Below are 26291 nucleotides of genomic sequence, written 5' to 3'. Positions count from 1 at the left end.
CACTCCTTGAAGTCTTTTCGATAAACCGCTATTCTCTGTATAGAAGATTCAGTGAATAGGAGATTGTTAAGATGGATATGTCTCAATTACAAAATTTTATCGTTGTTGCCGAAGAAGAAAATATGACGAAAGCCGCAGACTTACTTTTACTCTCTCAACCTGCTTTAAGTCGCTCGATTCTGACATTGGAAAAGGAACTTGGCGTCCCCTTGTTTGATCGAAAGAATCGTAAAATCGTCTTAAACCGCTATGGAAGAGCCTTTCTCCTTAACGCGAAACAGATGATGCAGTATTGGAATCATGCAAAGTTAAACTTAAAAGAGCTTGTCGATCCTACGATGGGCAGTATCTCAATTGCCTTTGTACATAGTCTCGGAATCTCCTATATGCCTAGCATGATTAAAGCATTTAAACAGGTGAATCCAGGCTATTCCTTATCGTTGCAAGAAGGAAAAGCGCCTACAATTATTAAAGATTTATTAACCAACACCGTAGATTTTGGCTTCGGCACACAATATAAGACGTTTCCTGAGCTTGAATATACAACACTCTTTACAGATCAAATTGTCTTAATTGCGTCGGAAGACCACCCGTTTGTAAAACGAAATAAACCGATTACCCTGGATGAGCTAGAAGCAGAACCGTTTATTTCCTATACGCCAGGAACTGAACTAAAGAAATTGCTTGATTCTACCTTCTCGTCTCAAAACCGCACCCTTCATACGGTTTACGAAGGTCTAGAGATTAACAGCATCGTGGGTCTTGTAAAAGAAAATGAAGGCGTTGCATTTATTGCCGACTCCATTGTATCCTCCATAAACGGCATTCAAAAAGTGGAGGTTGAAGGATTAACGATTGAGCGTCCCATCTATCTCATCCATAAAAAACAAGGCTATCTCTCTAAAGCCGCGTTAACGTTTAAAGAGTTTATGCTTGCATACCATGCCGTTGATTAATAAGACCGTGGCATCTTTAACACATGCTGTCCAATGTATGAGAGAATCATATTGTTATTGACTGGCGCGACTTGATACATCCTTGTCTCGCGAAATTTTCGTTCAATATCATAATCTTTCACGAAACCGTTTCCACCAAACGTATCAATACACGCATTTCCAGCAGCCCAGCTTGCTTCACTCGAAAGATATTTTGCAGTGTTCGCAAGCTCCCCACAAGGTTGATTTGAATCAAATTGCGCACACGCTTGATTACGCATTAGATCCGCAGCTCTTACCTCTGCATAAGCTTTTGCAATTGGAAACTGTACCCCTTGGTTGGAACCAATCTTTTTATCAAACACTTCTCGTTTACTTGCATATGTCACAGCTTGATCAATGAAGAAATAACCATCGCCAATTGCCTCTGATGCAAGCAAAATTCGCTCTGCATTCATGCCATCAAGAACGTATTTAAATCCTTTCCCCTCTTCTCCAATTAGTGCTTCATTAGGGATGTGCATATCTTTATACCACACTTTATTTGTTGCATAGTTAAACATTGTCTCTACTTGTTCAATCATGAGTGAATCTGGCTGTTCTTTTCGAACCTCTCTAAGATCAATTAAGAATAAACTAATTCCGTCTGTCTTCTTTTTCACTTGATCAAGTGGCGTGGTACGTGCCAATAACATCAGTAAATCTGATTGAAGAATCCGACTGGTCCAGTTTTTGTGACCGTTAATGACATACCCTGAATCGGTCTTTTTCGCTTCAGTTTGAATCGCTGTTGTATTTGACCCAGCTTCAGGTTCTGTGATTGAAAAAGATTGAAAGCGAATGGTCCCGTCAGCAATCTTAGGTAAATACGTTTGTTTTTGACTGTCATTTCCGTGCTTTAGCAACGCACCCATCGTATACATTTGTGCGTGACAACCTGCTGCATGACCACCAGCTCGGTGAATTTCTTCTAAGATGATGCTTGCTTCAGTCATCCCAAGTCCACCTCCACCGTACTCTTTTGGGATGAGGACAGATAAGTAACCTAATCGCGTCATTTCATTTACAAATTCATATGGGTACTCTCTCTTCCGGTCTAATTCGCGCCAGTAGCTATTTGAATAATTTGAACAAAATGAACGAACATCTTCTCGTAATTGTTGTTTCACTTCTTCTTGTTTATCAATTAATTGGGTCATGGCTAACGCCTCCTTACAGTCATTTTACGTGTTCAATAAACATGCAAGCAATCGGATTTATGCATAGGATCTATTACATTTTTGCATGATTAAGTTTAATCTGTCGATACCAGTCATTCCCTTCAGAATCATTAATCACGATTACCGGAAAATCTTTTACTTTAACTTTATGGATCGCTTCTGGTCCTAAATCTACGTAAGCAACTGGTTCCATTTCCAAAATAGACTTTGCAAGCAATGCCCCAGCACCTCCTGTCGCCGCAAAATAAACAGCATTATGCTCCTTTATCGCCTGTACAACATCGTCGCTTCGATGGCCCTTGCCGATCATTCCTCTTAAACCTTGCTTTAACAATAACGGCGTGTAGGCATCCATTCTTTCGCTTGTTGTTGGTCCGGCTGTTCCAACCGGATACCCTGGCTTCGCAGGTGTAGGGCCAACATAGTAGAGCGTCTGTCCCTCGATGGAGATTGGTAATGGTTCTCCTGCTTTTAACGCCTCGGTCATCCTTTTATGCGCCGCATCTCTAGCCGTAAACATGATGCCGGTTAACAAAACACGATCTCCTGCTCTTAATATTCGTTGATTCTCTTTTGAGAGAGGCAGAGATATATTGATTAGTGAGCCCATCGTTCTCCTCCTCTTTAAAATAAAAGTGTTCGATGTCTGACGGCATGACAATTGAGATTGACGGCGACAGGAAGTGCAGCAATATGGCAAGCTTCTAACTCAATGTTCACGTCAATAGCAGTTGTCTTTCCTCCTAACCCTTGTGGACCAATACCAAGCTCGTTTATATCATTAATTAGTTCATCTTCAAGTCGTGCTGTTTGATTTTCTTGACTTCGCTCTCCTATCGATCGAAATAATGATTTTTTTGCTAACACCGCGCATCTTTCAAAATTCCCTCCAATACCAACGCCTACAATGAGAGGTGGACAAGCGTTTGGACCTGCTGCTTTAACCGTTTCTAAAACAAATGCTTTAACCCCTTCTACACCTGCAGATGGCGTAAGCATTCGTAGTTGACTCATATTTTCAGCCCCGCCCCCTTTTGCGGTTAACTGAATGCGCAGCTGATCCCCAGGAACATGTTCAAGATGGATGATTGCAGGGGTATTCATATCGTCATTCTTTTTTCTCGTTAGCGGATCAGCGACGATCGAATGACGCAAATACCCTTCTTCATATCCTTCCTGAACACCTTGATTAATGGCATGATTGACAGTTCCACCTACTACGATACAGTTTTCGCCCATCTCAACAAAACAGACGACCGTTCCCGTATCCTGACACATTGGAAGCCGCTCTGCTTTTGCAATCGCAGAATTATCCAACAGTTGCTTCAGCACATCTTTTGCCACTGGCGAGTCTTCCTTATCTTTTGAGGCTTGTAAAGCACCAACCATGTCGTCTTCTAATTCATAATTGGCATTTTGGCAAGCTTCACGGACGACTTCAACTATTTTTTCGTAACCAATTTCACGCATTTGTCTCACTCCTACAAATTAGTGATCAAAGTGATGCAAATCAATATCCCAAACGACTGGCATAACGTACATTGTTCCTAGTACGATGACGATTAACGAAAACACATTCATTGCAAAACCGACTTTGATCATGTCCCCAATTTTTAATTTTCCCGTTCCAAATATAATGGCATTCGGTGGTGTCGCTACAGGCAACATGAATGAGGCATTTGCAGCAAATACACATGAAATCATTAAAGCGAATGGATGTAGATCAAGTGCGATCGCTACAGCTGCCATAACAGGTAAAAGGATTGTTGCCGTTGCCGTATTGGATGTAAACTCTGTTAAAATTAAAACAACTGTTGTGGAGACTGCAATAATAACTAGCAAATGCATACCTTCCAGCATCGTTAGATTCGAGCCAATCCATTCAGATAAGCCAGTTTCCTTAAAGCCAGCCGCGACCGCTAGACCACCACCAAATAATAAAAGTACGCCCCAGGGAATATTTTTTGAATCATCCCAGTTCAGTAAACGACCGCGCATCTTAGCAGCTGGTAAAAGAAAGAGAAAAACTGCCGCGATAACTGCAATCATACCGTCGGTTAAATTCGGTAAAAATGAATTCCAAATAAAACCACGAGTTATCCACATAAATGCAGTGAAAAGGAAAATCGCCAAAACCCATTTTTCTTCAAAACTCGTCTTCCCGAGTTTTTTGCGTTCTGACACCATCATTTCTTGACCGCCAGGTAATTGCTTCATTTTTAAACGAAAAGCAAAGTAACAGAGATAAACCCAACTTGCACCAAGAATAAGGATAACGATCGGAACAGCAAATAACATCCACACACCAAAACCAATATCCAAATCAAAGAAATTTCGTAACTGGGCGATTAAAATAATGTTAGGTGGGTTTCCTACAATCGTGGCCATTCCACCAACTGTTCCGGCATACCCAATCGCAAACAATAATGCTTTTTCAAATTTTTGGAAATCCTCTTGATGAGATGGTTCAGTTTTGGTTTGCTTGACTGCACTAAGAAGCGCCATCCCCATTGGCACCATCATCATGACGGTTGCGGTTGCAGAGATCCACATTGATAAAAGTGCAGTCGCCAGCATAAAACCAAAGATTAATTGCTTTGTCTTTGTTCCCATTACGCTAAGAATGATCAAAGCGAGTCGACGGTGCAAATTCCATTTTTCTAGCGCTACTGCAATAAAAAAGCCGCCCATAAAGAGAAAAATAATGTCATCTCCATATGCTGATGTAACCGTTGCACTTGGAAGTGCGCCTGTTAAAGGCATTAAGATGATTGGCAAAAGAGCCGCCACCGGAAATGGAACCGGTTCGGTTACCCACCACGATGCTACCCAAGCGGTTACGGCTAGTGCCGCTTTTGCTTCAAACGATAAGCCATCCGGATGAAAAAAAAGCAAAATGGCGGTAAACAAAGCAGGCCCGAGAAATAGACCCATCCACTTTCCTTTCGTATATGCTGGTGGACCTTCAGGTTGTGGAGGTCCTTCTTCTGCGGTATGTTTTTGCGTTCTGTTTTCATTCACCGCCTTTAAAGGCTGCGCAAATAAATAGAAATATCTTTTTATTGAGCGATGAGACTGCCACATTTGGCTCCAAAACGTTTCAATCACTGTTCTCACTGTATAACCCCCTTATTGAAAGCGTTTTCTTATTTATTCAAAAAAAATTTTGTGCTTTTGATCTTTTGAATTGGGATTAGTATAGCCGACTAAATTATCTGAAAACAATCACAATTATGCATAGGTTTCATACCTTTTTTGCATGTGAAAGATTGATTCGCTTTTTGCATAAAAATGATGCATAAAAGAGATTGTTCCACAAAAATAAAGCGCTTACAATAATGGGTAAACGTTCAAAGGGGGCTCATAATGAGTGAAACGAGGACACTAACAAATTTTTGTTATGAGATCACATATCAAGATTTACCGTCTGAGGTTTTGTTAATGACGAAGAAGTTGCTTATTGATTGTATCGGGGTGACATTAAAAGGCATGCAGGAACCAGCCAGTCTCTCCATGTTGACAACCGCACAAGCTCTTGCCACCACCGGTTCCTCTACGGTTATTGGCAAACGAGAATCACTACCTAGCCAGTATGCTGCTCTCGTCAATGGTACTGCTGCTCACAGCATTGAGCTAGACGATGTGACGAGTGAATCGTCTCTTCATCCTGGCGTAGTAATGGTTCCAACCGCTTTAGCTATTGCAGAAGAGTTCAATTCCTCTCCTGAAGAATTTCTCGCAGCCATGGTTGCTGGTTATGAAATGATGATGCGCGTTGGCGATGCCTTAACAAATCCTTCCGGGAATTACGATAGTGGCTTTCATCCAACTGGAATTTGCGGGGTTTTTGGGGCAACCATTACAGCCGGAAAATTGATGAAATTAACAAAAGAAGAGCTCCTGCATGCCGTTGGTATTGCTGGTAGTATGGCTTCAGGCTCGATGGAATATGTCACAGATGGGGCATGGACCAAGAAATTTCACGCCGGCTGTTCGGCACATAACGGCATTATCGCAGCAAAAATGGCTCAATCAGGCTTTGAAGGGCCGACGACCATTTTTGAGGGGACATTTGGCTTTTTTCAAGCATATGCCTCGGTTTATTACCCAGAAAAACTCACTGAAGATTTCGCATCTCCATATAAAATCATGCAAACCAATATTAAACTGCATGCCTGTTGTCGCTATATGCATGCACAAATGGATGCCGCGCTACACATACGAGAATCTCATTCGGTTGAAATAAACGACATTCGCCGTATTGATGTGACCGTTCTAACAGCTGGAGAAGCTCTGGTAGCCTCACCGATTGAAAAAAAACGAGCCCCTCAAAATCGAGTTGATGCTCAGTTTAGTTTGCCATACGGCATAGCAGCAGCACTTGTATTTGGACACACCGGCTATAATCAGTTTGAAAAGCAACACACTCAGCGGCTTGATATTCAATCACTTATGCAAAAAATTCACGTAACCGTTGACCCTGAGCTGGATCAACGTTATCCAACTAACTGGCCTGCTAAACTACAAATCACGCTAGCGGACGACACGTCTTTTGCTCAAGACATTGAACATCCAGTGGGAGGTTGGCCTTCTTCACTCCCGACAAATGAGCAAATTACAACGAAGTTTACAGAGTTGACGAGCGACCTGTATGCGGAAGAAACTATAAACCAATTTACTTCTGATGCCCTTCAGTTTGAACAACTAACGTCCATTCAACAATTGCTTACTCATCTTAGGACGTCTCAATCTGTCTACTAGATTCCCTTCTATCATAAGGGACGTTTACAAGCGTTCCTTATGATTTTAACGCTCTATATCTATCTTTGATCTACAAGATTATCTATCATTTGCCTTTCGATCACATCGCAGATACAAATCAAATGTAAAAGTTTTATTAAGAGTTTGTGAGCGAATACGGAGCAGTTTTGTTAATTACCGTGTATATGTGTGAAGTTGTGGAAACCGTTGCTGAATCAGCTTCATACCGCTATACTGAACAAAACATCGAAAACGTAATCCCAAAGGGGAGTAGCATAAAAGTAGCTGTCGTCATTACAGGAGAAATCCTCGGCACTACTGGCAACGAAGTTTGTTGCTTGCGAGACCTTTGTCCATTCATGGTGGGCAAAGGTCTTTTTTCTATCCTTTGCCGCCACTATTAAAGGAGCGTCTCATATGAGTAAACTTATGAAACTTCTTAAGTCACAAGCGGTTCGCCAAGGGGTAAAACAAGCACAAAAACACGTTGTTCCACTTGTAAAGAAAGAACTTGCAAAGCGAAAAGGACCGAAGAAAGGATAATGCCTTGTCTTGCACCTGTGTATGAGTGGTACGCTCATTCTGTAACGTTTCAACAGATAAAATCCGGCTATCAAGTGATGACCGCTCATCCAGACTTAACCATTTGTGGCGTTGGTAGAAGTGCAATGGCGTTCAAAATTAAACATGAACCTCGTGTCATTAAAGTGTTTTACCCACCTTACGAAACGGTAGCCAAGAACGAGCAACAGAACTACACAAAAATAAAAGACGATCATCGTTATCCGACACTCTATGAAAGTGGTTCCAATTATTTAGTCATTGATTACATTGAAGGGAGAACATTTTTTCAATGTTTGCAAGAAGGCATCTCCATTTTGCCAGAGTATGTTGATCAAGTTGATGAAGCCCTATCCTACGCTAGAAAAAAAGGACTAAATCCATCCGATATTCACCTTCATAACTTGCTCGTGACGAAGGAAGGAAATGTTCGTATTATTGATATCGCCCGTTTTTCTCAAAAGAAAACATGCTTTCAATGGGACGATTTAAAGGCCGGCTACTACAAACATTATCACAAACCTTACTTCCCTTCTAAAGTACCAAAGTGGATGATGAACCTTGTCGCAAATCTCTATCATCGTTTTCATTAAGAACAACACGAACAAATCACTTACATAAGTGGTTTGTTCGTTTATTTATAAAGAAATTCTAAAGTTCTTATGTATAATTGTGGTTTCACTAAACACTTACCTAGTAATTCATGTAAACTTATGGAAAGCCATTGCAGATAATAGAAATTTGTCGATATACTAACTAAGCATAACGAGCAAACCAAATTGAAATATCTAATTTAATATGTACGAATAACATAAAAACAAAAACTTACACGTCCTGGTTTAGCAAGACTGAAAAAAGGGAACATGCATGTTTTATATTCATAAATGTAAGAAAAAATTATTAGAGATGGTGGAGATCATTTAATGGGACTCATGACTAAATTTAAAAACAAGAAATACTTTAATAAAGTTGATTATACCGTTTTAAATCAAGACACCCTTTCTAAAAAGACAGACGTAACAGTCGTTGTACCGGTCTACAACGCGATTGATTTTATAGAGAAAACTGTTGATTCTGTGATCATTCAAAGCATTGGATTCCACAACATCACGCTCATTCTAATTGATGACCAGTCTTCAGATGGCAGTCGTGAAATAGTTGAGAACTATTCAAGAATGTATAAAAATATCGTAAGTGTACTCCTGCATGAAAATACGGGAACTCCGGCCTTTCCAAGAAATTTAGGTGCCCACCTTTCAAACTCTACCTATTTGTTCTATTTAGATGCGGATGATTGGCTACACCGTGAAGGGATCTTAACACTTTTTGAATTACTAGAAGATACTGGCGGTAGTTACGCAGTAGGGAAAACCATTCAAGTTGATCCAAAAGGTGAAACCGTTATTGGACGCTATGAGTCTAGTAGAGAACGACGTGATGTCTCTCCATTTGACATTAAACACCTCTTCTATCACCTTGGTCCACGCGCACGTATGATGAGATCCGATTTAATTAAAGACAATGGGATTCTCTATCCCGAAATGAAATTTGCGGAGGACAAGCAATTTTTTATCGATGTTATTTTAGCAGCTGGAACCATTTCAACAACGACTCGTCCTATCTATTATTTAAATCGGATCGACAATAATGAATCTTTAACAAAGCAAACCAATTACATGGAAAAAATGGATTCCAATATTAAAGTAATTAAGCACGTACTAGACAAAAATCTACCTCCTGAAAAGGAGAAACCTATTATAAATCGTTTAATCGAATTTGATGCAATTACGAGGATGTTTGATCGAAATCATTTTCTAAAGACAAAGGAGAAACACGAGTACTACAGAAAATTTCATGAAACCGTTCATCTATTTAACAAAGCAAAACGTAGTTATTCATTGGAAGAAACGTTAATTAAACCAATTAACCAGCTTTATTATACACTGGCAATCAATGAGGAATATAGTAAACTAGAGAAGTTAGCACATTGGTCTAAAAAAGAAGATGATGGCTCTATTGAAATGATTAATGGAAAACCATTCAAAGTGCTATACCTTGAACATGGTGAACAATTGCAAATTCCAGTTGGAGTCAAAGGTGAGCTGATTGAGTTAGAAAAAGCCGAAGAAGACATCGCTCTAACCTTCCAGCTAAGCGGAAATAATATTCCAGTTATAGAGGGCATCCGTCTAACCGGTCGTACTTCCGTGTTAAATACAAAAGATATTTCTCCTAAGATTGAGCAAAGTGAGGATGGTCGAGTGACTATGCGAATTCACGCAACTGATTTACAGTTGCCTGTGGATGGTTACATCTTTAAACTCATTCACTCTGATTATGAAAGTATCATGGTCCCTACAAAGCTAGAGGAAAAAACCACCTTACCTTTAATTCAAGGCAAACAAGCACTTTTTTACACGACTATTAACGGGAATATTAGTCTTAAAATTAAAGAAGCATAATAAAGAAAAAGAGCCCTCTCAATAACTAATGAAGGGGCTCTTTCATATTTTACGCAGTCGTGATGTGCCACATATACGAAGCATATGGCGGTACTTTTATCGTTTGAGCGAACGTGTTATCCGATTCAGTGGAAATAAGCGTTCTGCTTTGTTTTACACTTGAAACATCGACCGGTAACTCAAACTCCACTTGTTTCGCTGAGAAGTTCGACACAACCACAATCGATTCATGCTCTCCTTCTCGCGTGTAAGCAAATAGTTCAGGGTGTTTTTCATCAAGTCGCTTGAATGTCCCGCTCGTTAACAATTCCTCGTCTTTCCTCAGATGAATCAGCTTTTTGTAGTAATTGAAAACCGAACGATCATCATTCACTTGACCTTCTACATTTATCTCTGGATACCGCTCATCTACTTTGATCCACGGTTCACCTTCTGTAAAACCAGCGTGTTTCAACTGATTCCATTGCATTGGTACTCGACCGTTATCTCTGGAACGTTCTTGAATAATCTTCAGAGCTTCTTCTTTCGATTTGCCATTTTGCTGCATAATCTCAAACATGTTTAGCGATTCAATATCTTTTAGTTCGGAAATGTCATTCCAAATAGGGTTTGGCATACCAATCTCTTCACCTTGATAGACGTAAGGGGTTCCTTGTAACCCGTGTAACGTAGTAGCAAGCATTTTTGCACTTTTTTCACGATATGGCCCATCATCTGCAAAACGAGAGATTGCCCGCGGTTGATCATGATTATTTAAAAATAACGCATTCCAACCATTGTTTTGATTCATCCCAATTTGCCACTCTGTCCACAATCGTTTTAGCTCTTCAAAATCGTAAGGCATGAGAGACCATTTATCTCCGTTAGGATAATCTACCTTCAAATGGTGAAAATTAAATGTCATCGATAGTTCTTTTTCATCAGGGCTCGAATAACGAATGCAATGCTCCAGTGTGGTGGAAGACATCTCTCCTACCGTTACTAAGTTGTATGGACCAAACACTTTTTCATAAAGCTCTTTAAGATACTCGTGTACTCGTGGGCCATCAGTATAGAACATTCGGCCGTCCCCTTTTTCATCGTTTGGGAAATCTTGATCTTTGGAGATCAGATTAATGACATCTAGTCGTAAGCCTGTCACACCTTTATCTGCCCAAAATTTAACAACATCTGCTAATTCTTCTCGCACTTCTGGGTTCTCCCAATTGAGATCCGCTTGTGTTTTATCAAACAAGGTTAAATAATATTGACCTGATTTCTCATCGTATTGCCACGCCGGTCCACCAAACTTAGATTGCCAGTTATTCGGTACACCCCCATCATCTGCTGGATCTCTCCAAATATAATAATCTCTATATGGATTATCTTTTGATTGGATCGCCTCTTGGAACCATTTATGCTCCGTAGATGAATGATTAATGACAATATCAATCATGAGATGCATGTCGCGCGCTTTCAATTCAGCAATCAGTTGATCAATATCTTCCATTGTACCGTAATCGGGATTTACACTTTTATAGTCAGCCACATCATAACCATTATCTCTTTGTGGCGATTTGTAAAATGGCTGTAGCCAGATAATATCAATGCCTAAGTCCTTTAAATAATCAAGCTTTTGTATGACGCCTTGTATATCACCTAACCCTGAACCAGTCGTATCGTTAAAGCTTTTCGGATATATTTGATAAACCGTTGATTTGTTCCACCAATTTGTTGTAGCCATTTTTATTCCTCCTGACCAACTTGTATATACAAGTATAATAACATATCTACATGAAGAGAGCAAAAAATGGATTTTACCTATTTAAAAACTTGCTTCGGACAACTAGGTCAGAAATATGTAGATTTTTCGACAATATTTTTATATACTTATGAAAACGCTATCACAAAAAACTTACAACTAGGGGGTTATGCGGTGTATACTTTTTTACTCGGTATCATTCTTCTTATTATTGGTTACTTCACTTATGGGAAACTTATTGAACGGATCTTTGGAGTCAAAGCAGCAAGACCGACTCCTGCTTATGCCAACCGTGACGACATCGATTACCTACCAATGAGCACACCGAAGAACTCTTTAATACAGCTTTTGAATATTGCTGGCACCGGACCTGTCTTTGGACCCATCATGGGTGCACTCTACGGCCCTGTTGCCTTTATTTGGATTGTGGTCGGCTGTATTTTCGCCGGAGCGGTTCACGATTATTTAACCGGTATGATCTCCATTCGGAACAAGGGAGCGCATCTTCCCCAACTAGCTAGCAAGTTTTTGGGCAAATCCATGCGTCACATAGTAAATGCGTTTGCGATTCTATTACTTCTATTAGTCGGTACCGTTTTTGTCTCCACTCCGGCAAGCTTGCTTCACGTTTTAATGGACGGCCGTATTGCACTTGGCATTATTATTGGAGTCATATTCTTATATTATATTTTAGCAACCTTACTACCAGTAGATAAGATCATTGGTCGTCTCTACCCATACTTCGGCGCCATTCTGATCATTAGCTCTTTAGGTGTAGGAATCGGCATGCTCGTTACTGGCGCACCTATTCCAGAATTATCTTTAACAAATTTTCATCCTGACAATTTGCCTATCTTCCCACTAATCTTCTTTACCATTACGTGCGGGGCGTTATCAGGTTTCCATGCGACTCAAACGCCTATTATCTCGCGTACTACTCAGCATGAAACGCAAGGCCGAAAAATTTTCTATGGCATGATGATTGCAGAAGGAATTATTGCGATGATTTGGGCCGCCGCCGCTATGAGCCTTGTTAACGGATACGGTGGCTTAAACGAAATGCTCGCTGTAGGTGGACCAGGAGCTGTCGTAACAGAAGTCTCAACTTTATTACTTGGTGCAATCGGTGGAACCATTGCTGTGCTTGGTGTTGTTGTGTTGCCAATTACATCTGGAGACACTGCATTTAGAAGTGCACGAATGATTATTGCCGAGTATTTTAATATTGCGCAAAAAAAGCTACTCAGCCGCTTATGGATTGCACTTCCATTGTTTGCGATTTCCGTGGTGTTAACGCAGATTGATTTCAACATTCTCTGGCGTTACTTTAGCTGGGCAAATCAAGCGACCGCTGTGATTGCTTTATTTGTCGGTGCCATGTACCTTTACATTGCGCGCAAAAATTACTGGGTCTCCCTCATTCCAGGAACCTTTATGCTGGTTATGGTCATCACCTACATCTTAAATGCTCAAATTGGCCTTAATCTACCAATGCCAATTTCATGGGTTGGTGGCGTAATCGGTGCAGTGGTGTTAGTCGTTTTATTCTTTATTCAAGCGAAAAAGAACCGTGCAAACAACCTACCACTTGAAGTCGAAGTCGATTATAAGCATTCCGCTTAAGCACAAATGAAGTTACAAAAGATCAGGCGATGTCGCCTGATCTTTTTTTATGCTTCCCGCCCACCTATTTTTCTTAAAAAATCCTTTAACTCAAATTGTTTTATTTCGTATGTCATGGTTCCAGTTTCATCTAGAATTAAGTTTAGAAAGAATAAATAGAAGTAGGATTGTTTAAGCTCAGGCTTATAAACAAGGTTAAACAGCCCGAATAGTTCCTTCAAGCAGTCATCATACGCTCCGCCCATGTATTGATCATAGTAAGAATGGTTTTGATTCACATCAAGTTCATTCCAAATGAACCTGAAGAAATCATAAAAGAAGAGGTATTCTCCTGATTCATCCCAGTCAATATACCATAGCACTCGTTGATCCTTGTTTTTTTCTAATAATAAATTTTCGCTCCATAAATCGCCATGGAGCTTTACAAACGGGAAAGCTACATCATGTAACGAAGGATGAATGTTGGTAATAATTGTCTTAAATTCATGGCGGTGTACCGTATTTGAACTCGTTTGCAATAGCTGGGACATTGACTGCATCGTATACTGAGAAGATTTGATCACTGAACAAAAGTAGTTCTTGTAGTCTCGAAAGAGCGTCTTAAGTATAAAGGAATCGTCACTCTCTTCATTCGGTATAAACGGAATAACTTCTTCTTTGATAATCAAGTTGATATCGTCTTTAAAAAGTTGCTTTGGCAGTTGAAAATAGTAGGAGAAGTGCTCATCATTTTTTATTTTTTAAGATAATTTTCTTTGTTTGCACAAAGAGTCAACACTTCAGTATTTGAGAAAATCCTTATGTCCCCATTGCTACTAAACCAAAGGATGTTACCAGCAAACTGTTTCCGTTTATCAGCAATCTTCCATACTTCAGGTGTTTCCACGAAATTCCTGCATATCGGATGTTGTTGTTTCGACCTATGATAAAAAACCCGAAAATCTGAGCTAAAATGATAACTTCCCGCCGCTAAATAGGCGCTATACGCCAGCACTTTTTCTACTTTTCTTTCCTGCTCTTCATTACTTATCATGGTTTAACACCCTACTTTCTGGAGCCACGAGTTCCACTTTTATTCGGTCAGGGTCTTCCACATACACGGCATAGTATCCCTCTCCTCCAGCATAAGGATGTGTAGCTTTATATAAAATAGGGACCTGCTTTTGCTTAAATGCCTCGGTCATTTCATCAATATGAGTGGCCGATTTCGCGTGAAAAGCAAGATGGTTTAAACCAACACGTTTTCGATGATAAGGAGGGTCCAGATACTTTTCTTCCGTTTGTACAAAGACAATATAGGTATCACCAAGCTTCCAGCTCTTCCCCTCGTCCCATTCTTGAAACTTCTCATAGCCTAGCGATTCTAATAACCATCCCCAAAACTTGGCACTCTTCTTTAAATCTGACACATACAGTTCAATGTGATGCAATAATCCTACTGTCATAGTACGACTCCTCTATTGATGGCATTGGGCTAAGATGTTCGTGAATGAGTTTCCACTCATGTTCATGTTGAACAAACAGATTTGTAGCTCGACCTTTTCCTGAGATAAACGAATCATCGCGATAACCTTCATATGAAAAAATATACGTACAAGCCGCAACCTCTTCCGTCACGAATTGCCACTGAATATCTTTTGCCTCATATATTTCGTCTTTAATTTGCTCCCATGCTGTTTCGAAATAAGACTCAATCGCTTCCATTGAAAAACAACTCTTGTCCGTAAAATAGAAGACAGCATTTGGATGCAATCGTTTCCTTACTTCTTTGAAGCAATGGGTATTTGTCGCTTCTATATACATCTTTAAACCAACTTCATAGTGCATTTCATCACCTATTTTCATGAATATTCTATCATAAGAACATGTATTCTGTATAGTGTGAAAAATCAAGAGAAACCAGGAGAAGACTTATGGCTCTTTTTGAAACACGAATAATGATAAAGTGTTATAAGAGAAGCATCCTCAGCCTCTTTCGCAAGAAACTCGCTACAGTGTACATCCGCTGTCCCGCAGAAGTATCGAGTTCTTACAACCACATTATCGTTACAAAAAAAAGACGACTAATCAGTCGTCTTTTCAACACGTTCATATTCTTTTACTTTAAACATCTCTAAGTTCTTTACTCCTTTTTACCCCCATTTACAATGAGAGCAATCGCTCCATCCCCTGTAACATTTGTGGCTGTTCCGAAGCTGTCTTGGGCAAGGTAAATCGCAATCATAAGCGCAATCGCAGCTTCATTAAATCCGAGCATGGACGAAAGAATTCCAACTGCTGCCATCACTGCTCCTCCTGGAACACCTGGTGCAGCAATCATAATGATGCCGAGCGTTAATATAACTGGAATCATTCCGATAAAACCAGGAAATTCAAGTCCTGGCATCATATACATAACTGCCGTTGCTGCTGTAAGAATCGTAATGGTGCTTCCAGACAGGTGAATATTGGCACAAAGCGGCACAACAAAATTTGCGATTGAATCTTTAATACGATTTTTCTTGACCGCATTTACGGTTACCGGAATCGTTGCTGCGCTGCTCATCGTTCCAAGCGCAGTTACATAAGCCGGAATCATATTTTTCATTAATCGAAACGGATTTTCTCCGTTGACAATGCCAGCAATTGTATACTGCACAATCAGCCAGATCAGGTGCATGCTAATGGCTAAGATAAGCACAATAGCAAAGACACTTAACGTTTCAAACACGGCCCCTTCATAGGCCATCTCTGCCAATACACCTGCAATATAAATAGGTAGCAGTGGAAGAATAACTTTACGAATCACCAGTTCTACAATTTTCTGACCTTCATCAACAACACGTTTAAACGTTGTCGCTTCTGTCGCCGCAATTCCAATTCCTAGGACGAAGGCTAAGACTAATGCGGTCAATACACCAAAGATTGGTTCAAGTTCAAAATCAATCAAAGCATTTAACCCTTCAGGTGCGGTTGCTTCAGTCCCAGAAAGACCAATCATAGGAAAGATGATCATCGCTACTGTAACGGCGAACATCCCTGCTAAAATCGTTGATACATACGCAATACTAATAGTCGCCCCGAGTAACTTCCCTCCCCCTTTTCCGAGATTTGCAATTCCAGCGGCAATAAAAAAGAGAATAATAAGCGGCACCATAAAGAAAATAAAGCTACCGATTACATCACTAAGCGTCACCATAAAACGTGCAACATTTTCATTTGCAACAAGTCCGATCAATATTCCAAGTACTATACCGAGTAATAGACGTACAATTAACTTCATGTTCCCTCTCCCTTAAACATTCTGTATTTATACAAAGGATGTTTGTCATTATAGCACGGACAAAGTTTAAAAAGCTATTGTCTTTTTTTGTTAAGGCTAGTCTTCCTTTACATTCTCTTTCTTTAACACCTCTTTCCATAGCAACTCTTCATCGATCTCTTCTAAAGGAATACTTAACGCCTCTTCAAAAGGACAACCCGTTTCTTTTGCCATCTTGTTCTCTCTCTTTCTCCAGCTTACTATAGTCTACAATAAGCCCTTTAATTTGTTGCTTTAGTTGCGTGGGTGTTCCTCCTGTTTGCGCGACTCTTCCTTTATACCAATATGACCAATTAATATAGCTTCTCGTTGCTTCAATCGGCGTGTCGCTCACTTTCACACCCTCTTTTTTTAAGTAACGCTTCATATAATAGAGATCATTGCTTAATAATGCCATCATACGTTGAAGTCGTCTAAGGTATGTCGATGTTGATGCCGTAAAGTTCTCGTTTTGCTCTAAGTGGCATAATTGTCTATGAAGAATATCTTTAGCCATTCTTGTTAATAACAATGTCCGCACAGTAAAAACAATGTCGTCGTTCGTATCTAGATCTTGATAAAAATCGAACAAATCGATTTCCTGTTCACTATTCATCTTTTACCCTCCAGTTGTTTGTAGTATATACGAACATATATTCTGTATACTAGAGGATAATGTTTCCATTATGACAACGAGATGAAACAATCCTGCAAAATTTACAAATTGTGAATAGAAAGTTTGTAAAGTTCCATTAACGCTTGTCGCTCTACTAAGAGGTTGATACAATAACAGCAATTCAGTTGTTCATGATGCGATGACTACCATAGACGTAGTTAAAGGAGAGGTTCAGATGGATAAATTGAGTAAACAAGTAAGTCAGCTATCTAAGTATGAAGCTGATTTAAAACGTAAAGATCTCAAAGCCATAGCAAAACAACAGCTCTATATTCAATCAAAACTCATTGAAGAGACAAAAATCCTAACGCCTAAAAACAAGTAAAACCAGTACGTTCACATAAAAAAACACGCTCCATAAAGAAGCGTGCATCGTCTTCAAAAGCTTAATTATACAATTCAGCAAAAATCCAGTCCTTGAATACATAGAATCGCTCATCATTTAACGGTTGTGGATAAGCCATTACATTTAATGGCATCGGTTGTCTATCTTCCCCTAACGCAGGTTGAATGTAGCCATATGGACTGAAGTGAAACCCGTTTCGTTCATAAAAGGCAACACGGCGTTGCTTCAATTCATCGTCTGGTGGCTCTACTTCAATCACTACAGGCTTGTTTACTTTTTCAAGCAAGTGCTTTAAGAGCTTTCCCCCTAATCCTCCGTTGCGGTACGCTTCTCCAACAGCAAAGTGTTCCAAGAAAACAAAGTCTTCTGTTTCCCACACAGCAAAAAAAGCAGCAATATCTTGATTCTGCTCGTAAATGTATACGTTGTAATTTTCTCTGTCCAGTAACCCTCTTTGGACAGTGTACGAGCGAAATTCGTCTTGTGGAAAACTTTCCTCAAATAACTGATAAAGCTCGTCGAACTGATTCTCTTTTAGTGTTGTTAACATGATCTCCATATACCTCAATCACTGTAAGTATTTCATTCGTATTCTCGAACGATGTTAGTATCAGTATATAAAAAAAGACGTAGCGTCGCAAATGAGGTTCACTCAATCACCCAAAGAGCAGCATCTATTAAGCTACTCTCTTCAGGCTCGAGGAGGATTAAAGATATTCCTCACCCTCTATTATAAGTGAGTGAAAGTAATAATGTAAGCTTTTTTAAGCAATTTTAAAAAATTACTTAAAATCACTTAAAAATTCCCCTTGTCATCATCTATCATTTGTACACATCAATTCCGTACAAAAAGTGGATAAGTAACAAGTTATACACATAAAAATGTGGATGTATCCGCTTTATGTGGATAAAATCACATTTAAAAATCATATTATCCACAATTCATTCTATTAGCCGACTCTCGTCCCATTTGTAACATTCATCTCAGGTTGAATTAAAACCACGTCGTCTTCTCCTGGCACGGCTCCGAGCACGAGAACCTCAGATGTATAGCCAGCAATTTTCATTGCAGGAAAGTTAACGACTGCTACGACTTGTTTACCGACTAATTCTTCAGGTTGATAACGTTTTGTTATTTGAGCTGAGGACGCTTTTATACCTACTTCCCCTAAATCTACTTGTAGTTTCATCGCAGGTTTTTTTGCTTCGGTAAATAACTCAGCTTTAACAATGGTTCCTACACGAATATCAAGTTTGTTAAAAGTATCAATTGTAGCCATAAGAACGCCTCCACATTTTGATTATCGTTTTATCCATCATATCACAACCGATTAAATGGTTAAGCATAGATGACATTCTTTACAAACGTAACAAACTAAACGCCTTCCCTTTCAATCTCATGACACAATCGGTTATTTCTCCTTAATTCTTTCCCAATATTTCCTTATAAAAGAAATGACATCTACATATTTGAGATGAAGGTATTTTTGTCGATATTCGTCTGAAATGAACAAGGTGCCACTCTTATTCATTTTCCCAACCTTTTTTCCGTTATTACACAAGGATAATTAGTTCATTAAGCTTATTTTTATTGGTTATTTTAGCTATTATTTCTTAAAAGTACTCCTATGTTTCCCAATAAAAATGCGTCATTATGCATGCTATCGTAATGAACAAGCTAGCGAACACACATTTTGAACTAGGAGGCGTTACCATTGAAAAAAAGACCACATCTTATTATCGCAGGAACAACAATCGCTATGATTGCCTTGGTAGGAGCACCATCTATTTCAGAAGCAGCTGAGGACAAGAAGTCTTATTTAATTGGTTTTGAAGCACCTGAAGAAGTCGAACAATTCACAACAGACTTAGAAAATGAAGTTGGTATTCAATCAACAGATGAGATTGATGTAACCTATGAATTTAAAGATATACCTGTTCTTGCAGTTGAAATGACTGAGGAAGAATTTAGTGAATTAGAATCAGAAAATGGTATTGCCTATATTGAAGAGGATCAAGAAGTAACCACAATGGCGCAAAGTATTCCATGGGGAATTGATCGCATTGGTGCGCCAGCTGCTCAAGCCGCGGGCGTTACTGGCAGTGGCGTAAATGTCGCTGTTTTGGATACTGGAATTGATCCACATCCTGATTTAAATGTTCAAGGCGGTGTGAGTTTTGTGCCTGGAGAAAGTGGTTCCGATGACGGAAATGGGCACGGGACGCATGTGGCAGGAACCATTGCTGCACTAGATAATAATGAAGGTGTCTTAGGCGTTGCACCAGAAGTTGATCTCTTTGCGGTCAAAGTACTAAGTTCTTCCGGATCAGGCTCCATTAGTTCCATAGCGCAAGGGCTAGAGTGGGCCGCAGATAATGACATGGATGTGGCAAACCTAAGCCTTGGTAGCCCTTCACCAAGTCAAACGTTAGAACAAGCAGTCAATGATGCCTCAGATAGTGGTGTGCTCGTTGTTGCCGCTTCAGGAAATTCCGGTACAGCCTCTCTCGGATATCCAGCGCGCTATGATAATGCAATGGCTGTAGGTGCTACGGATCAGTCTGATAATCTGGCAAGCTTTTCACAATACGGTGAAGGTCTTGACATTGTTGCACCAGGTGTTGGAGTAGAAAGTACGTACCCAGGTGGAGGTTATGATAGCTTGAGCGGTACATCAATGGCAACGCCACATGTTGCAGGTGCTGCGGCTCTTGTAAAACAACAGAATCCTAGCTGGACAAATGATCAAATTCGCGCTCACTTAAATGATACAGCAACAGATCTTGGCGATTCATTCCGATTTGGCAGCGGCTTATTAAATGCTGAAAATGCTTTGCAGTAAGAGAAAACTCCGCACGTAGGAACAGCTTCCTTGTTTCTACGTGTTTTTCATGAGATCTACCTTACATGGTAAGGCTATACGTATCATGTAACGGAGGCGAAAAAAAATGTGTGGTCGCTTTACTTTGTTCCATTCTTCAAACGAATTAGAGACGGTATTTGAGATCCCGTTTCCATATATTGAACCAAACTATAACCTTGTGCCATTGCAAACGATTTTAACCATTTCCAATGAAATGAACGAAGCGAAAGCTAGCTTTATGCGATGGGGCTTAATTCCCTACTGGGCAAAGCGTGAAGACGTTGGACAAAAAATGATCAATGCCCGTGCAGAAACATTGCACGAAAAGCGCAGTTTCAAAAACTTACTTGCAAACAATCGCTGCATCATTCCAGCCAGTAGCTTCTATGAATGGAAAAAAGTAAATGGAAAAAAACAGCCACATATCATTGAATCTACAGATCAGCAAGTCTTGGCCTTCGCAGGACTGTGGGATTCTTGGAAAAACATCAAAACGAATGAAACCATTCAGACGTGTACGATTATAACGACGGTCGCGAGCGAGAACATTGAAAACATTCATCCTCGAATGCCTGTTATTTTGGAAGAGGGTAATCGACAAGCATGGCTTGATCCTGCCATTACGAATTACGATCAATTGTCCTTTTTATTTCATCCTGTTAGTCCAAAGCATCTCCAATCTAGAAGCGTAAGCACCTTAGTGAACAACCCCAAACATAATGGTCCTCAACTCATAGAGACCATAAAAAAGACAGCACATTCGTAAGAAGCTGTCTTTTTTCATTCAATATGTATATATACTCACTCTTTCATCGAAGCTTAAGATGGTTTAGGTAGCAATTCCTTTTCTTTGCATTCTTCACAAAAAATTTCCACCTGCGCTCGATCAGGTTCAAATACGACCGTTAACCAATCTTCTTCATCGACCTCCCTTTTACAATGCGTACAAAACAATTCATTATGTAACATTACTCTTGATAACCCCCTTATTCCCATTTACCCGTTTCCTTCTTCATTAAACATAAAATTACATTTTTTCTAAATAGATCTATAATTATACCAATTTTTCCCACAGTTTATATCTTGTTTCATCGGGGTATTTTAAGATTAGAATTGATAGGAAAAGGTGATACACGATGAGCGAAAAAATCTTTATTAGTCCTAGTAAATATGTGCAAGGACGTGACACGCTAGATAAATCTGGCGAATATATTTCATCACTTGGTAAAACTGCAATGGTTATTGCAGACAAGAATGTTTGGGAGATTGCCGCAAACCGCGTTGCTGGTAGCCTTAAAGAACATGATCTTTCTGTTATTGAAGTTACGTTTGAAGGTGAAGCTTCTGCACAAGAGATCGAGCGTATTAGCGAACAGGCAAACAGCGAAAACGTCGATATTATCGTAGGTGTAGGCGGTGGAAAAACACTTGATACTGCTAAAGGTGTAAGAGATTCCGTAGAAGGTGCAGCATGTGCTGTCATCCCAACTACTGCCTCTACAGATGCGCCAACAAGCGCTTTATCTGTTATTTACTCCGATAAAGGCGTGTTCGAGCGCTATCGTTTTTATAACCAAAATCCTGATTTAGTGTTGCTCGATACAGCTATTATAGCAGCAGCTCCACCGCACTTCCTTGCTGCTGGCATTGCTGATGCTTTGGCGACGTGGGTCGAAGCACGAGCAAGTTTAGAAGCACGAGGGACAACAATGGCTGGCGGACAAGCGACCATTGCTTCAAGAGCTATTGCGGAAAAATGCGAGCAAACGTTATTTGAATATGGACTACTTGCATATGAATCAAATAAGCGTCAGGTTGTGTCTTATGCGCTTGAACAAATTGTTGAAGCGAATACGCTATTAAGTGGGTTAGGCTTTGAAAGTGCTGGTCTTGCACTTGCTCATGCGGTTCATAATGGTTTCACTGTATTGGATGGCGATATCCATCAAAAGAGTCACGGTGAAAAAGTGGCATTTGGTATTTTAACCCAGCTTGCTTATGAAGCGCGTGACCAAAAAGAAATTAACCGCTACATTTCCCTTCTTCAACAACTTCATCTACCAACCACGTTTGAAGATCTTCATATTAAAGACCTGGATCGAGATGAATTGAAAAAAGTGGCAGAAACAGCTCTTCAAGAAGGCGAAAGCAGCCACAATATGGCAAGTGTTCCAACCGTTGATGATGTTGTCGATGCGATGATTGCTGCGGATCAATATTCTATTGCTTATCGTGAAAACAACTAAAAAACAAACAGCGCTACTGCTGGCTCTCAATCACTTGGGAGCCGAGTTGTAGCGTTTTTTGTTACGCGTTAAATTTCATTATCTGTTGATTAAAAAGGGAGATCATTTGCTGTTTTCCGTCCGTTCGAAAATAAAAAACTCCCCTTACCCTTTTCGGTAAGAGGAGCGTGAGTCCTTTATTATTGGCTAATCAACTCAAGTTCGACAGGAATAAAGTCTTCTACCTCTTCGTCATTGAGCACGGAATATGCCGCTTGGACAGCTTCTTCCCCAATAAGTGTAGGTTGTTGTGCAATCGTTCCAGCAAGTTCTTCATTCTCAACGGAAGCTACTGCATCATCGGTAGCGTCAAAACCTACCACAACAATGTCATCACGACCTGCTGCTGAAATGGCCTCAAGCGCACCTAATGCCATTTCGTCGTTATGAGCAAATACTCCCTCGATATCTGGATTACTTTGAAGAATATTTTCCATAACTGTTAACCCTTCTGCACGGTCAAAATTCGCTGGCTGGCTCGTTGCAATATCAAGCGATTCTTGCGCAACATTGTGAAAGCCTTCTCCTCTTTCACGAGCGGCAGAAGCACCAGGAATTCCCTCTAATTCAGCAACAAGAGCCCCTTCCCCTACTAGCTCGAGTAAATATTCTCCAGCCATCTCCCCTCCTGCAACATTGTCTGAAGCGATATGCGTGACAACCTCTCCGCCCTCTGCATCACGGTCAACCGTAATAACTGGAATGCCTGCATCATTAGCAGATTGAATCGCTGCGGATACAGCCGATGAATCAGTTGGATTAATCAAAATTAAATCGACTCCACGTTGAATTAAATCCTCTACGTCATTCACTTGTTTGGAACTATCGTCTTGCGCATCAACGGTTTCAATATTCATTCCCAATTCTTCTGCTTTTTCAACAGCTCCGTCTTCCAATGTAACAAAGAATGGATTATTTAATGTCGATACGGATAAACCAACTGTGAATTCACCGTTTTCTTCGCTGTCCCCTGAGCTGTTGCCGTTTTCCGCATCGTCTGAACCTGGTGAATCCATCGAACATGCTCCTAAAAATGCCGCTAATCCTACTGTTGCGAATGTTAATGTTAATTTTTTCATCATGATCTCTCCTCTAATTTAATTAAGCGGTTTTTCTACGATCTAGTAAGACTGCTAGCAAAATAACGCTTCCTTTTACGACTTGTTGAAAAAATGAACTGACACCTAGTAAATTTAAACCATTATTTAAAACACCGATGATTAAAGCACCGATAAGTGTTCCTACAATCCAACCTCTACCACCTGTTAAACTTGTTCCACCTAACACAACAGCAGCAATGGCATCTAATTCGTACATCGTCCCTGCTGTAGGCTGAGCAGAATTTAAACGGGATGTTAATATCACACCTGCAACCGCTGCCAAAAATCCCGTTAACGAGTAGACATAAATTTTAATTCGATCCACTTTGATTCCAGATAAGATGGATGCCTCTTCATTCCCACCTACCGCGTACACTCGACGGCCAAACGTCGTTTTCTTTAAAATAAAGTAGAGGATTAGAAAACTTATCAGCATTGTAATGGCAGGCATCGGAATGCCAAAGAAGTAGCCACCGCCAATCATTTGGAACAACGTTGAGTCACCTAGACCAGAAACCGGGCGACCATCAGTGAACATTAAGGTTGCACCACGATAAATCGTCATTGTCGCAAGCGTGGCGATAAAAGGGGCTACCTTTCCTTTTGCGATAATGATGCCGTTAATAGCACCTAAAATTGCCCCAACAAGCAATCCAACAAGAATCGCGAGGACAGGATCCACGCCTGACGCAAGCATTGTAGCCGTCACTGCACCAGAAAAAGCAAGAATGGCACCAACGGATAAATCAATTCCACCTGTTAAAATGACAAACGTCATTCCAAATGCAATTAATGCGTTAATCGACACTTGTCTAAGGACATTTAACAAGTTCGCCGTCGAAAGAAAGCTTGGATTTAAAATGCTAATAACAAGAATAATTAAAAATAAGCCAATAAACGGACCAAGCGTTGCAGCAAGTGCTTTAAATCTTTTATTGTCGAACATGTTTTTCTCCTCCAGTCGCTTCATGCATGATGGCTTCTTCCGTTAACTCATGGCGATCAAGAATCTTCAGCATCTTGCCTTCAAACATGACGCCAACTCGACTACTTAATCCAATGACTTCCGGTAATTCTGACGACACCATCAAAATCGCAACCCCTTGTTTTGCTAATTCGTTCATAATCGTATAAATTTCTTTTTTAGCCCCTACGTCCACACCACGGGTAGGTTCATCCAAAATCAGGACTTTCGGTTTAATCCCAAGCCATTTTGCGATGACGACCTTTTGCTGGTTTCCTCCACTTAGAGATTTCGCTTGCTGATTCGGGCCAGACGTACGTACGCCAAGTTTCTTTACTAGCTCTTCATAAAGCTGCTGTTCTTTTGTCCGCAGCATCATGCCCGATGATGAAACCGCACTCAAATTTGTTAGGCTAATATTGTCTCGCACAGAAAAATCGACGATCAATCCTTTTGATTTACGATCCTCTGATACAAAACCAATGCCTTTTTCAATCGCTTGAACAGGTTTTTTAAAGATTACTGGCTTGCCGTCTATTTCAACTGTGCCAATAGCGATCTTACGATAACCAAATAGGCTCTCAACTACTTCCGACCGACCAGCACCCATTAATCCAGCAATGCCAAAAATTTCACCCGCTCTGACGTCGAAGGAGACGCTTTCAAATTCTCCTTCTCGAGAGATTCCCTTCACAGCTAACTTGACCTCTCCAGGTTGTAAATCGTAATCTGGAAAGCGCCCACCTAACTCACGACCAACCATGAGTCGGACAATCTCATCAAAGTTCGTTTCCTTAATAACCTGTGTTGCCACATACTGACCGTCTCTTAGCACCGTAATTCGCTGACAAAGGGAAAAAATCTCTTCCATGCGATGCGAAATATAGACAAATGTCACACCTTTTGCCTGAAGACCTCTCACAACTTCAAAAAGCGTATCAATCTCTCGATCAGTCAAAGCGGCTGTAGGCTCGTCCATAATAATAACGTCCGCATCGGTCATAAGCGCTTTGGCAATTTCAATAATTTGCTGTTTACCAACAGATAAATTCCCGGCGCGTTCAGTCGCCTTTATATGAAGACCTAGTTCTGCTAATTGTTCTTCAGCTAAACGATTCATTTCCTTTGTTTTTAACCATCCGGTTTTCCAAACAGTTTGTTCATTTCCTAAAAACAAGTTCTCTGCTACTGAAAGTTCAGGTAAAATATTTAATTCTTGGTGAATAACGGTAATCCCATCGTCTTCCGCGTCTTTTGGATGAGCATAAGACACATCTCTTCCTTTCACACGAACATTGCCGCCATCACGAGGATAGATTCCGGTCAAGATCTTCATCAATGTTGATTTTCCCGCGCCATTTTCACCCATAAGTGCGTGAATTTCTCCTTTTTCCAACGAAAAGAAGACGTCTTTTAACACTTGATTTCCGCTAAATGCTTTATTAATGTTCTCCATTTCAACAATCAAACGCT

At 40.2% G+C, this 26291-nt stretch carries 28 protein-coding genes; 11 read left to right on the top strand and 17 right to left on the bottom strand.

The genetic code is table 11. The features are described from left to right. Positions 1-71: 71 nt before the first annotated feature. A complete protein-coding gene (locus tag ABC361_RS02560; RefSeq protein ID WP_413072525.1) occupies positions 72-956 on the top strand; it encodes a LysR family transcriptional regulator in 885 nt (294 codons plus the stop codon). Here ABC361_RS02560 and ABC361_RS02555 read toward each other — a convergent pair. From ABC361_RS02555 to ABC361_RS02540, 4 genes are all read right to left on the bottom strand, one after another. After that, the gene (locus ABC361_RS02555; RefSeq protein ID WP_413072524.1) at positions 953-2134 is read right to left on the bottom strand and encodes an acyl-CoA dehydrogenase family protein; all 1182 of its coding nucleotides are present in this window, start codon (positions 2132-2134) and stop codon (positions 953-955) included. The genes ABC361_RS02560 and ABC361_RS02555 overlap by 4 nt on opposite strands. A gap of 73 nt (positions 2135-2207) precedes the next feature. Continuing rightward, on the bottom strand, positions 2208-2765 hold the full coding sequence (locus tag ABC361_RS02550; protein WP_413072523.1) for a Fe-S-containing hydro-lyase: 558 nt from the start codon (positions 2763-2765) through the stop codon (positions 2208-2210). Between the two features lie 14 nt (positions 2766-2779). Further along, positions 2780-3625: a fumarate hydratase gene (locus tag ABC361_RS02545; protein ID WP_413072522.1), complete on the bottom strand. Its 846-nt coding sequence runs from the start codon at positions 3623-3625 to the stop codon at positions 2780-2782. A gap of 18 nt (positions 3626-3643) precedes the next feature. Beyond that, positions 3644-5272 (bottom strand): SLC13 family permease, encoded by a 1629-nt coding sequence (locus ABC361_RS02540; protein WP_413072521.1) that lies wholly within the window; start codon positions 5270-5272, stop codon positions 3644-3646. Between the two features lie 249 nt (positions 5273-5521). On the opposite strand from ABC361_RS02540, the gene ABC361_RS02535 reads away from it, so the two are divergent. The 5 genes from ABC361_RS02535 (at position 5522) to ABC361_RS02515 (ending at position 9939) form a co-directional block, all read left to right on the top strand. Then, entirely contained in the window at positions 5522-6916 is a 1395-nt protein-coding gene (locus ABC361_RS02535; RefSeq protein ID WP_413072520.1) for an MmgE/PrpD family protein, read from the top strand. A 146-nt stretch (positions 6917-7062) separates the two neighbouring features. Then, positions 7063-7320, top strand: coding sequence for a hypothetical protein (locus ABC361_RS02530; protein WP_413072519.1), 258 nt, complete (start codon positions 7063-7065; stop codon positions 7318-7320). A gap of 13 nt (positions 7321-7333) precedes the next feature. Further along, positions 7334-7459, top strand: coding sequence for a hypothetical protein (locus ABC361_RS02525; protein WP_255224517.1), 126 nt, complete (start codon positions 7334-7336; stop codon positions 7457-7459). Next, positions 7459-8070: a protein kinase family protein gene (locus ABC361_RS02520; RefSeq protein WP_413072518.1), complete on the top strand. Its 612-nt coding sequence runs from the start codon at positions 7459-7461 to the stop codon at positions 8068-8070. Before ABC361_RS02525 ends, ABC361_RS02520 begins: the two co-directional genes overlap by 1 nt. Before the next feature lie 330 nt (positions 8071-8400). Further along, complete coding sequence (locus tag ABC361_RS02515; RefSeq protein WP_413072517.1) at positions 8401-9939, top strand: glycosyltransferase family 2 protein; 1539 nt, start codon at positions 8401-8403, stop codon at positions 9937-9939. Positions 9940-9988: 49 nt separating this feature from the next. Here the strand turns inward: ABC361_RS02515 and treC are convergent, their stop codons facing one another. Further along, positions 9989-11662, bottom strand: a complete 1674-nt coding sequence (gene treC / locus ABC361_RS02510; protein ID WP_413072516.1) for an alpha,alpha-phosphotrehalase — start codon at positions 11660-11662, stop codon at positions 9989-9991. Between the two features lie 192 nt (positions 11663-11854). Here treC and ABC361_RS02505 point away from each other — a divergent pair, with 192 nt between their 5' ends. Next, positions 11855-13303 carry a carbon starvation CstA family protein gene (locus ABC361_RS02505; protein ID WP_413072515.1) on the top strand — a complete coding sequence of 483 codons (1449 nt, stop codon included), beginning with the start codon at positions 11855-11857 and terminating at the stop codon, positions 13301-13303. Between the two features lie 47 nt (positions 13304-13350). On the opposite strand, the gene ABC361_RS02500 is transcribed toward ABC361_RS02505, so the two are convergent. The 6 genes from ABC361_RS02500 to ABC361_RS02475 all read right to left on the bottom strand — a co-directional run bounded on the left by ABC361_RS02500 (position 13351) and on the right by ABC361_RS02475 (position 17199). Continuing rightward, complete coding sequence (locus tag ABC361_RS02500) at positions 13351-13971, bottom strand: phosphotransferase (RefSeq protein WP_413072514.1); 621 nt, start codon at positions 13969-13971, stop codon at positions 13351-13353. Positions 13972-14036: 65 nt separating this feature from the next. Then, positions 14037-14336: a hypothetical protein gene (locus ABC361_RS02495; RefSeq protein ID WP_413072513.1), complete on the bottom strand. Its 300-nt coding sequence runs from the start codon at positions 14334-14336 to the stop codon at positions 14037-14039. Continuing rightward, positions 14326-14748, bottom strand: a complete 423-nt coding sequence (locus tag ABC361_RS02490; RefSeq protein WP_413072512.1) for a VOC family protein — start codon at positions 14746-14748, stop codon at positions 14326-14328. The genes ABC361_RS02495 and ABC361_RS02490 overlap by 11 nt, the downstream gene beginning before the upstream one ends. Continuing rightward, on the bottom strand, positions 14720-15148 hold the full coding sequence (locus ABC361_RS02485) for a nuclear transport factor 2 family protein (protein WP_413072511.1): 429 nt from the start codon (positions 15146-15148) through the stop codon (positions 14720-14722). Before ABC361_RS02485 ends, ABC361_RS02490 begins: the two co-directional genes overlap by 29 nt. 277 nt (positions 15149-15425) lie before the next feature. Then, positions 15426-16565 (bottom strand): dicarboxylate/amino acid:cation symporter, encoded by a 1140-nt coding sequence (locus ABC361_RS02480; protein ID WP_413072510.1) that lies wholly within the window; start codon positions 16563-16565, stop codon positions 15426-15428. 184 nt (positions 16566-16749) lie between these two features. Then, entirely contained in the window at positions 16750-17199 is a 450-nt protein-coding gene (locus ABC361_RS02475; RefSeq protein WP_413072509.1) for a YhjD family protein, read from the bottom strand. A gap of 235 nt (positions 17200-17434) precedes the next feature. On the opposite strand from ABC361_RS02475, the gene ABC361_RS02470 reads away from it, so the two are divergent. Beyond that, complete coding sequence (locus ABC361_RS02470) at positions 17435-17584, top strand: hypothetical protein (RefSeq protein ID WP_413072508.1); 150 nt, start codon at positions 17435-17437, stop codon at positions 17582-17584. A gap of 61 nt (positions 17585-17645) precedes the next feature. On the opposite strand, the gene ABC361_RS02465 is transcribed toward ABC361_RS02470, so the two are convergent. Beyond that, the gene (locus ABC361_RS02465; RefSeq protein ID WP_413072507.1) at positions 17646-18155 is read right to left on the bottom strand and encodes a GNAT family N-acetyltransferase; all 510 of its coding nucleotides are present in this window, start codon (positions 18153-18155) and stop codon (positions 17646-17648) included. A gap of 400 nt (positions 18156-18555) precedes the next feature. Continuing rightward, positions 18556-18885: a chaperone CsaA gene (gene csaA, locus ABC361_RS02460; RefSeq protein WP_413072506.1), complete on the bottom strand. Its 330-nt coding sequence runs from the start codon at positions 18883-18885 to the stop codon at positions 18556-18558. A 435-nt stretch (positions 18886-19320) separates the two neighbouring features. Here csaA and ABC361_RS02455 point away from each other — a divergent pair, with 435 nt between their 5' ends. Then, positions 19321-20448 (top strand): S8 family peptidase, encoded by a 1128-nt coding sequence (locus ABC361_RS02455; protein ID WP_413072505.1) that lies wholly within the window; start codon positions 19321-19323, stop codon positions 20446-20448. Positions 20449-20554: 106 nt separating this feature from the next. Next, the gene (locus ABC361_RS02450; RefSeq protein ID WP_413072504.1) at positions 20555-21235 is read left to right on the top strand and encodes an SOS response-associated peptidase; all 681 of its coding nucleotides are present in this window, start codon (positions 20555-20557) and stop codon (positions 21233-21235) included. A 53-nt stretch (positions 21236-21288) separates the two neighbouring features. Here ABC361_RS02450 and ABC361_RS02445 read toward each other — a convergent pair whose 3' ends face one another. Then, positions 21289-21438: a hypothetical protein gene (locus ABC361_RS02445; protein WP_413072503.1), complete on the bottom strand. Its 150-nt coding sequence runs from the start codon at positions 21436-21438 to the stop codon at positions 21289-21291. A 167-nt stretch (positions 21439-21605) separates the two neighbouring features. Between ABC361_RS02445 and ABC361_RS02440 the strand changes: the two genes are divergently transcribed. After that, the gene (locus tag ABC361_RS02440; protein WP_413072502.1) at positions 21606-22715 is read left to right on the top strand and encodes a glycerol dehydrogenase; all 1110 of its coding nucleotides are present in this window, start codon (positions 21606-21608) and stop codon (positions 22713-22715) included. 179 nt (positions 22716-22894) lie between these two features. Here ABC361_RS02440 and rbsB read toward each other — a convergent pair whose 3' ends face one another. Genes rbsB through ABC361_RS02425 form a run of 3 tightly spaced genes read right to left on the bottom strand, consistent with a single transcriptional unit; the run spans position 22895 to position 26286 of the window. After that, complete coding sequence (rbsB, locus tag ABC361_RS02435; protein WP_413072501.1) at positions 22895-23833, bottom strand: ribose ABC transporter substrate-binding protein RbsB; 939 nt, start codon at positions 23831-23833, stop codon at positions 22895-22897. Between the two features lie 22 nt (positions 23834-23855). Next, complete coding sequence (locus ABC361_RS02430; RefSeq protein ID WP_099302941.1) at positions 23856-24800, bottom strand: ABC transporter permease subunit; 945 nt, start codon at positions 24798-24800, stop codon at positions 23856-23858. After that, on the bottom strand, positions 24787-26286 hold the full coding sequence (locus tag ABC361_RS02425) for a sugar ABC transporter ATP-binding protein (RefSeq protein WP_413072500.1): 1500 nt from the start codon (positions 26284-26286) through the stop codon (positions 24787-24789). The genes ABC361_RS02430 and ABC361_RS02425 overlap by 14 nt, the downstream gene beginning before the upstream one ends. Positions 26287-26291 lie beyond the last annotated feature (5 nt).

It is taken from the genome of Shouchella phoenicis, from assembly GCF_047238345.1.
Lineage (GTDB): Bacteria > Bacillota > Bacilli > Bacillales > Bacillaceae_D > Shouchella.
The sequence above is the reverse complement of the archived record's forward strand: the minus strand, read 5'-3'. Positions and strand labels throughout refer to the sequence as shown.

What these genes read in the sequence shown, in the direction of transcription:
- ABC361_RS02560 (WP_413072525.1), top strand. Translation starts at nt 72, where the DNA reads ATGGATATGTCTCAATTACAAAATTTTATCGTTGTTGCCGAAGAAGAA.
- ABC361_RS02555 (WP_413072524.1), bottom strand. Translation starts at nt 2,134, where the DNA reads ATGACCCAATTAATTGATAAACAAGAAGAAGTGAAACAACAATTACGA.
- ABC361_RS02550 (WP_413072523.1), bottom strand. Translation starts at nt 2,765, where the DNA reads ATGGGCTCACTAATCAATATATCTCTGCCTCTCTCAAAAGAGAATCAA.
- ABC361_RS02545 (WP_413072522.1), bottom strand. Translation starts at nt 3,625, where the DNA reads ATGCGTGAAATTGGTTACGAAAAAATAGTTGAAGTCGTCCGTGAAGCT.
- ABC361_RS02535 (WP_413072520.1), top strand. Translation starts at nt 5,522, where the DNA reads ATGAGTGAAACGAGGACACTAACAAATTTTTGTTATGAGATCACATAT.
- ABC361_RS02525 (WP_255224517.1), top strand. Translation starts at nt 7,334, where the DNA reads ATGAGTAAACTTATGAAACTTCTTAAGTCACAAGCGGTTCGCCAAGGG.
- ABC361_RS02520 (WP_413072518.1), top strand. Translation starts at nt 7,459, where the DNA reads ATGCCTTGTCTTGCACCTGTGTATGAGTGGTACGCTCATTCTGTAACG.
- ABC361_RS02515 (WP_413072517.1), top strand. Translation starts at nt 8,401, where the DNA reads ATGGGACTCATGACTAAATTTAAAAACAAGAAATACTTTAATAAAGTT.
- treC (WP_413072516.1), bottom strand. Translation starts at nt 11,662, where the DNA reads ATGGCTACAACAAATTGGTGGAACAAATCAACGGTTTATCAAATATAT.
- ABC361_RS02495 (WP_413072513.1), bottom strand. Translation starts at nt 14,336, where the DNA reads ATGATAAGTAATGAAGAGCAGGAAAGAAAAGTAGAAAAAGTGCTGGCG.
- ABC361_RS02490 (WP_413072512.1), bottom strand. Translation starts at nt 14,748, where the DNA reads ATGACAGTAGGATTATTGCATCACATTGAACTGTATGTGTCAGATTTA.
- ABC361_RS02485 (WP_413072511.1), bottom strand. Translation starts at nt 15,148, where the DNA reads ATGAAAATAGGTGATGAAATGCACTATGAAGTTGGTTTAAAGATGTAT.
- ABC361_RS02480 (WP_413072510.1), bottom strand. Translation starts at nt 16,565, where the DNA reads ATGAAGTTAATTGTACGTCTATTACTCGGTATAGTACTTGGAATATTG.
- ABC361_RS02475 (WP_413072509.1), bottom strand. Translation starts at nt 17,199, where the DNA reads ATGAATAGTGAACAGGAAATCGATTTGTTCGATTTTTATCAAGATCTA.
- ABC361_RS02470 (WP_413072508.1), top strand. Translation starts at nt 17,435, where the DNA reads ATGGATAAATTGAGTAAACAAGTAAGTCAGCTATCTAAGTATGAAGCT.
- ABC361_RS02465 (WP_413072507.1), bottom strand. Translation starts at nt 18,155, where the DNA reads ATGTTAACAACACTAAAAGAGAATCAGTTCGACGAGCTTTATCAGTTA.
- csaA (WP_413072506.1), bottom strand. Translation starts at nt 18,885, where the DNA reads ATGGCTACAATTGATACTTTTAACAAACTTGATATTCGTGTAGGAACC.
- ABC361_RS02450 (WP_413072504.1), top strand. Translation starts at nt 20,555, where the DNA reads ATGTGTGGTCGCTTTACTTTGTTCCATTCTTCAAACGAATTAGAGACG.
- ABC361_RS02445 (WP_413072503.1), bottom strand. Translation starts at nt 21,438, where the DNA reads ATGTTACATAATGAATTGTTTTGTACGCATTGTAAAAGGGAGGTCGAT.
- ABC361_RS02440 (WP_413072502.1), top strand. Translation starts at nt 21,606, where the DNA reads ATGAGCGAAAAAATCTTTATTAGTCCTAGTAAATATGTGCAAGGACGT.
- rbsB (WP_413072501.1), bottom strand. Translation starts at nt 23,833, where the DNA reads ATGAAAAAATTAACATTAACATTCGCAACAGTAGGATTAGCGGCATTT.
- ABC361_RS02430 (WP_099302941.1), bottom strand. Translation starts at nt 24,800, where the DNA reads ATGTTCGACAATAAAAGATTTAAAGCACTTGCTGCAACGCTTGGTCCG.